This is a genomic window from Spirillospora sp. NPDC046719, from assembly GCF_040645715.1.
Taxonomy (GTDB): Bacteria; Actinomycetota; Actinomycetes; order Streptosporangiales; family Streptosporangiaceae; genus Spirillospora.
This window is the reverse complement of the sequence record NZ_JBEYYT010000525.1, coordinates 1-5,655: the sequence shown is the minus strand read 5'-3', so window position 1 is coordinate 5,655 and position 5,655 is coordinate 1. Positions and strand designations below refer to the sequence as shown.

Sequence of the window (5,655 nt, the reverse complement as noted above, 5' to 3'; positions counted from 1 at the left end):
GCCCCCCCCGGCGCGCCCGCCGAGCCGGCGCGACGGGCGGCGAACGACGGGGTGGGGTGGTCGCCCCATCACGTTCTCCTTCCGGACGCGGACGGATACGGGGCAACAATGAACGCCGCCCCGCCGCCGCGACAGTCGCCCGCTGACACAATCGCCGGACGGTTCTTGTGCCCCGGACGACAAAAAGCGCGTCGGCCCAGGGCTCGCCCCAGCGCGTCGGCGCAGCGCTCGGCTCGGCGCCCAGCTCGGCGCTCGGCTCGGCGCCCAGCGCTCGCCTCAGCGCTCGGCTCGGCGCCCAGCGCTCGCCTCAGCGCTCGGCTCGGCGCCCAGCCCGGCGCCCGGTCCGGTGCCCGGCGGGGCTCAGCCCAGGGCGGCGGCGCCGACCGCGCGGACGAGCTCCGCGAACTCGGCGCGCTCGGCGGGCGACAGCGCCCGCTCGTACACGGCGGCGGCGAGCCGGTCGGTGGTCTCCTCCGCCTCCGCGCGGCGCCCCTTGAGCCCGGAGCAGTCGGGGAGGTCGCCGCGCCAGCCGAGGAAGCGCGCCCGGCCCTCGTCGGAGCCGGCGAGCACGGCCTCGAGCGGCGCGAGCCCGGCGGCCGTCGTCGCCACCAGGTGCAGCGCGCCGCGCCACTCCCGCAGCACGTGCACGAGCTGCGCGGTGCGGCCCGGGACGTCGTCGACCAGCGGCTCGGCGCGCCACCCGCAGAACAGCGGCAGCCCCGAGCCCTCGGCGGCCTCGACGACGCGGCCGGCCAGCTCGCACAGCCGCTCGCCGCCGGCGTCGCCGATGTGGTCGCGGCCCCATTCCGCGCACGTCACCGCGTACCGCCGGGCGGCCTCGCGCGCCCCGGCGACCGCGACGCCCTCGTCCCAGAAGAGCCGGACGACCTGCGGCGGGAACCAGCCCATCGCGGCGGACACCACGCCGGCGTCGACGTCCCCGAGGACCCCGCCGCGGCCCGCGAAGTAGAAGGCGAACGGGTTGCCGTATCCGGCGCGCTTCCCGCGCTCCGGTGTCGCCGGGTCGAGCATCCACGCCGCGCCCACGTCGTGGATGATGCCGTCGGCCGCCCGCACGGTCTCCATCGCGTCCAGCCCGTCCATCGCGCCTCCTCGCTCGGGTAAGCGGGAGGTTACTCCGGCTCGGCGGCGGGTCGCGCGGCGGGGCCGTGCCAGTCCAGGCAGACCACCACGGCGTCGTCGGCGAGGTCGGCGCCCTCGTGGTGCTCGATCAGCTCGCTCACGATGGTCAGCGGCACCTCCACCGCGTCCTGCAGGCGGCTGCGGCGGGTCGCCTGCTCCAGCGCGTGCGTGCCGAACTCGCCGCGCGCGGACCGCGCGGAGAACACCCCGTCGCTGACGATGACGAGCCGGTCGCCGGGCTCCAGCCGGAACCGCTGCGGCCGGTACTCGGTGTCGGGGAACATGCCGAGCGGCAGCTGCTGCTCCAGCGGGACGCGCGCCACCTCGGCGCCGCGCATCCGCAGGATCCGCGGCGAGCCCGCGTCGATGACGTGCACCATGCCGTCGGCCAGGTCGATCCGCATCACCAGCGTCTCGGTGAACTCCCGCCCGCCGTAGCGGACGTGCACCATGTCGTTGGCCAGGCTCGCCTGCTCGCCGATGTCGGCGCCGGACCGGCGCGCGTTGCGCAGCGCCCCGACCGTCAGCGACGTCAGCAGCGCCGCCTGGATGCCGGTGCCCGACCCGTTGGTGACGGTCAGCGCGAGGTGGTCGTGCTCGGCGGACCAGTCGAAGTTGTCGCCGCCGATCGAGTAGGCGGGCTCCAGGTGCCCGGCGAGGGTGTAGCCGTCGCCGGTGCAGGCGTGCCCGGGCAGCAGCTGCCACTGCAGCTCGGCCGCGAGCGTGAGCCGCTGGCTGCGCCGGGCCCGCTCGTACCGGTCGGTGTGGTTCCACGCGACCCGCAGCGCCGACCCGAACACCGCGCCGATCTCCGCCAGCTCGGCCAGCTCGCCGTCGTCCCAGTCGCCGCCCGCCGACCCGAACTCCAGGACGCCGAGCCGCTCGCCCCGCGCGGTGACCGGGGAGTACACCCGGGCGTCCATGCCGTCCGGCGCTTCGGAGCCGTCCGCGGGGACGGGCTCGACGACGGGCCGCCGGGAGACGAACGCGCGTCCCGCGGGGGCGCCGGGGTGCGTGGGGGGGGCCCCGGCCCCCCCCCGGCGGCGCCCCCCCGGCGCGGTGGGGAAGGGCTCGACGGGGAGCAGGATGCGCGAGTGGTAGTCGTTCACCAGCAGGCGGGCGCCGCGGATCCGCGGGAGCTCCCGCTGGAGGAGGGCGGCCAGCGTCTCCGGGAGCGCATGCGCCGGGGCGGTGCGCAGCGCCCGTTCGACCTCGGCCGCGCGGCCGTGCGTGCTCATTGCGACCCCATCTCGTTGTCCGGGCCGTCCACCTCCCGGGGGCATGGTTCCTCCGCAGCCCGTCCGGACCGGGACGGGGAACCGCAGGGGAAGACTGCCAAAAAGCTTGCCACATGGCAAATACTTGATGTCGAGGAGCACCGGAATTCCCTCCGGTACTTGCGGGCGGCGCGTGCGGCGGGGCGGCGCGCGCGGGAGCGGGACGCGGGCGGCGGGGTCAGGCCGTCCGCGAGCCGAGCGCCTCGGACGCGCCCGCGTCCTGCCGCTCGCGCGCCATGTCGAACTCGGTGAGCGCGTCGATCAGCCGCCCCCGGGACGCGGGCGACAGCTGCGCGAGCACCTCGCGCACCGCCTCCCGGCGGCGCCGGGTCAGCTCCGAGTACAGCCGCTCGCCCTGCTTGCTCAGCCGGACGATGATCTCCCGCCGGTCGGCGACCGCGTTCTCCCGCACCACCAGGCCCGCCGCCTCCAGCCGGTCGCACAGCCGGCTCGCGGACGACGGGATCGCGCCGAGCTCCTCGGCGAGCCGGCCGAGGTTCGGCCGGCCGAACCGGGCGATCGCCTCCACGGCGCGCAGCTGGATCGGCGACACCGCCGGCTCCAGGCCCTGGTCGGCGCGGCTCCACAGCAGCGCGGCCGCGCTCAGCACCCGCTCCACGGCGGCGGTGACGTCGTCCGGCACCTCTCCCGTGCCGCCGCCCGCCGGTTCCTCCGTCGCCGGGTCGTCGGTCGAGAGCCGCGGTCGTCGCTGAGTCACGCCCCCGCCTTTCTCATGGAGTTCCCTGGCCAGGCCGCGCACGGCGCAGGCTCGCGCGTCCCGCCGCGGCGGGACGGGACGGGGCGCGTGGCGGACGGTAGACCACGATAAACGACGACGCCCGTCAGGGGGTGGCGCCGGACGGGCCGGGCCCTTCGCGCAGCCGCGCGACGAGGTCGCCGAGCGCGTCCTCGGTGCCGGGGTCGTCCCACGTCCAGAACGGGACGGTGCGCAGGTGCCGGCCCTGCGGGTCGAGCAGCTGGCCGGCGAGCTTCACCTGCCAGAGCGCGACCGCCCGGTCCGTGATCGTCAGCTGCGGGAAGCGCCGCCGCAGCGCCGTCTCGAACGACTGGACGCGCTCCACCGACCGCAGCCACACCGCGAACAGCACGTTGTCCGACCCGGTCAGCGACGCGCACATCCGGGTCTCGCGGAGCCCGGCGAGCAGGGCCGCGAGCCGCGCCACCTCGTCGGGCGGCGCCGCGCCCCACAGGTACACCGTCACCGGCCAGCCGGACAGGAACCGCGCGACCTCGCACCGGTACATCAGCGCGCCGCCGCCGTGCATCCGGGCGAGGCGGCGCCGCACGGTGGTCGGGCTGAGGCCGGTGCGCTCGGCGAGCCGCGCGACGGGCTGCCGGCAGTCCTCCACCAGCAGCCGCGCGAGCTCCTGGTCCTCGGCGCGCAGCGCCCACCCGCCCATCTCGCCCGGGCCGCGGGGGCGGTCGCGCGCCAGCAGGTCCCGCTGCTCGCGGCCGAGCCGGTCGAGCCGCCAGCGGCTGCCCTCGGAGTGCAGGGTGGTGGCGATCTGCGTGCGGGTCGCGGCGACGCCGTCCAGCCGGCCGAGCCGGAAGCCGACATAGCGGGCGAGCTCCGCGTTGTCGCGGACCACCACGGTCATGAGCAGGTCCCGGCCGCCGGTGACGTGCTCCAGGTTGAACACGTGCGGGTCCTCGGCGATCTCCGCGGCCACCGCGTGCAGCCGGCCCGGCACGCAGTCGATCTCGATGAACGCCACCACCGGGGTCAGCCAGTCGACCGCGGCCGGGAAGCACGCCAGCCAGGCCAGCCCCGCCCCGGTCAGCCGCGCCCAGCGGCGCGCGGCGGTGGAGGCGTCCACGCCGATCGCGGCGCCGATCCGCCGCCAGTCGGCGCGCGGGGCGGTCTGCAGCGCGGTGACGAGCAGGTGGTCCAGCTCGTCGAGGGTGGTCGATGTCGGCATCCGGGCGGCCTCTCGCGGTGGATACCGGCAGAAGCCGGGCGGAAAGGGTCCGCTTCCGCACCATACCCCCATGTCTGTCTGTGACGATGCCGCTGACCTGCGGGAAGAACTGACCGAACTGCGCCGCGCCCTGCACCGCGAGCCGGAGCTCGGCCTCGACCTGCCGCGCACCCAGGAGAAGGTCCTCGCCGCGCTGGACGGGCTGCCGCTGGAGATCACCACCGGCAAGGGCCTCAGCTCGGTCACCGCCGTGCTGCGCGGCGGCGCCGCCCGCGCGGACGGCCGCCGGCCCGCCGTGCTGCTGCGCGGCGACATGGACGCGCTCCCCGTCCAGGAGGACACCGGCCTCGACTACGCCTCGACGATTCCCGGCCGCATGCACGCCTGCGGGCACGACCTGCACGTCGCGGGCCTCGTCGGCGCCGCGAAGCTGCTCGCCGCGCGCCGCGAGCGGCTGGCCGGCGACGTGGTGCTGATGTTCCAGCCCGGCGAGGAGGGCATGGGCGGCGCCAAGATCATGATCGACGAGGGGGTGCTGGACGCGGCGGGGGAGCGCGCCGTCGCCGCCTACGCCCTGCACGTGTTCTCCACCGCGCTGCCGCGCGGCACCGTCGTCAGCCGCGGCGGGACGGCGATGGCCGCGTCCGACGCGGTCAACGTGATCGTGCGCGGCGAGGGCGGGCACGGCTCGTCGCCGCACGCCGCCAAGGACCCGGTGCCCGCGCTCGCCGCGATGGTCGGCGCGCTCCAGACGATGGTCACCCGCGAGCTGGACATCTTCGACCCGGCCGTGGTCACCGTCGGCTCGATCCACGCCGGGACGGCCGGGAACGTCATCCCCGAGACCGCGTCGATGGACGTCACCGTCCGGTCGTTCTCCGAGGAGGCGCACCGCAGGGTCCGCGCGGGCGTCGAGCGGACCGTGCGCGGGATCGCCGCCGCCCACGGCGTCGAGGCCGAGATCGACTACGTCGAGCAGTACCCCGTCACCGTCAACGCCCCGGACGAGGCCGCGTTCGCGCTGGGCACCGCCCGCGACCTGTTCGGCGACGGGCGCGTCTTCGACGTCCCGCGCCCGATGGCCGGCTCCGAGGACTTCTCGTTCGTCCTCCAGCAGGTCCCCGGCGCGTTCATCGGGCTCGGCGCCTGCCCCGCCGACCGCGAGCCGGCCACCGCGCCGATGAACCACTCCCCGCAGGCCGCCTACGACGACGCCGTCCTGCCCGACGCGGCGGCGCTGCTGGCCGAGCTCGCCGTGCGCCGCCTGGAGGACGCGTGACGGCCGCCACCGGCGC

Annotated in this window: 5 protein-coding genes; 1 reads left to right on the top strand and 4 read right to left on the bottom strand. The window is 76.5% G+C overall.

Annotated features, from left to right (window positions below; genetic code table 11):
* Nucleotides 1-360: 360 nt before the first annotated feature.
* From ABZ914_RS44990 to ABZ914_RS44975, 4 genes are all read right to left on the bottom strand, one after another.
* A complete protein-coding gene (locus tag ABZ914_RS44990; RefSeq protein ID WP_500200825.1) occupies nt 361-1,104 on the bottom strand; it encodes an SCO6745 family protein in 744 nt (247 codons plus the stop codon).
* Between the two features lie 29 nt (nt 1,105-1,133).
* Nucleotides 1,134-2,381, bottom strand: a complete 1,248-nt coding sequence (locus ABZ914_RS44985) for a PP2C family protein-serine/threonine phosphatase (RefSeq protein ID WP_500200824.1) — start codon at nt 2,379-2,381, stop codon at nt 1,134-1,136.
* A gap of 217 nt (nt 2,382-2,598) precedes the next feature.
* Entirely contained in the window at nt 2,599-3,138 is a 540-nt protein-coding gene (locus tag ABZ914_RS44980) for a MarR family transcriptional regulator (RefSeq protein WP_190865249.1), read from the bottom strand.
* A 124-nt stretch (nt 3,139-3,262) separates the two neighbouring features.
* Nucleotides 3,263-4,360: an Lrp/AsnC family transcriptional regulator gene (locus ABZ914_RS44975; RefSeq protein WP_500200823.1), complete on the bottom strand. Its 1,098-nt coding sequence runs from the start codon at nt 4,358-4,360 to the stop codon at nt 3,263-3,265.
* Between the two features lie 70 nt (nt 4,361-4,430).
* Here ABZ914_RS44975 and ABZ914_RS44970 point away from each other — a divergent pair, with 70 nt between their 5' ends.
* The gene (locus ABZ914_RS44970) at nt 4,431-5,639 is read left to right on the top strand and encodes a M20 metallopeptidase family protein (RefSeq protein WP_500200822.1); all 1,209 of its coding nucleotides are present in this window, start codon (nt 4,431-4,433) and stop codon (nt 5,637-5,639) included.
* The last annotated feature ends 16 nt before the right edge of the window (nt 5,640-5,655 follow it).

Bases quoted from the DNA above. Each gene is read 5' to 3' on its own strand.
- ABZ914_RS44990 (WP_500200825.1), bottom strand. From the start codon at position 1,104: ATGGACGGGCTGGACGCGATGGAGACCGTGCGGGCGGCCGACGGCATC.
- ABZ914_RS44985 (WP_500200824.1), bottom strand. From the start codon at position 2,381: ATGAGCACGCACGGCCGCGCGGCCGAGGTCGAACGGGCGCTGCGCACC.
- ABZ914_RS44975 (WP_500200823.1), bottom strand. From the start codon at position 4,360: ATGCCGACATCGACCACCCTCGACGAGCTGGACCACCTGCTCGTCACC.
- ABZ914_RS44970 (WP_500200822.1), top strand. From the start codon at position 4,431: ATGTCTGTCTGTGACGATGCCGCTGACCTGCGGGAAGAACTGACCGAA.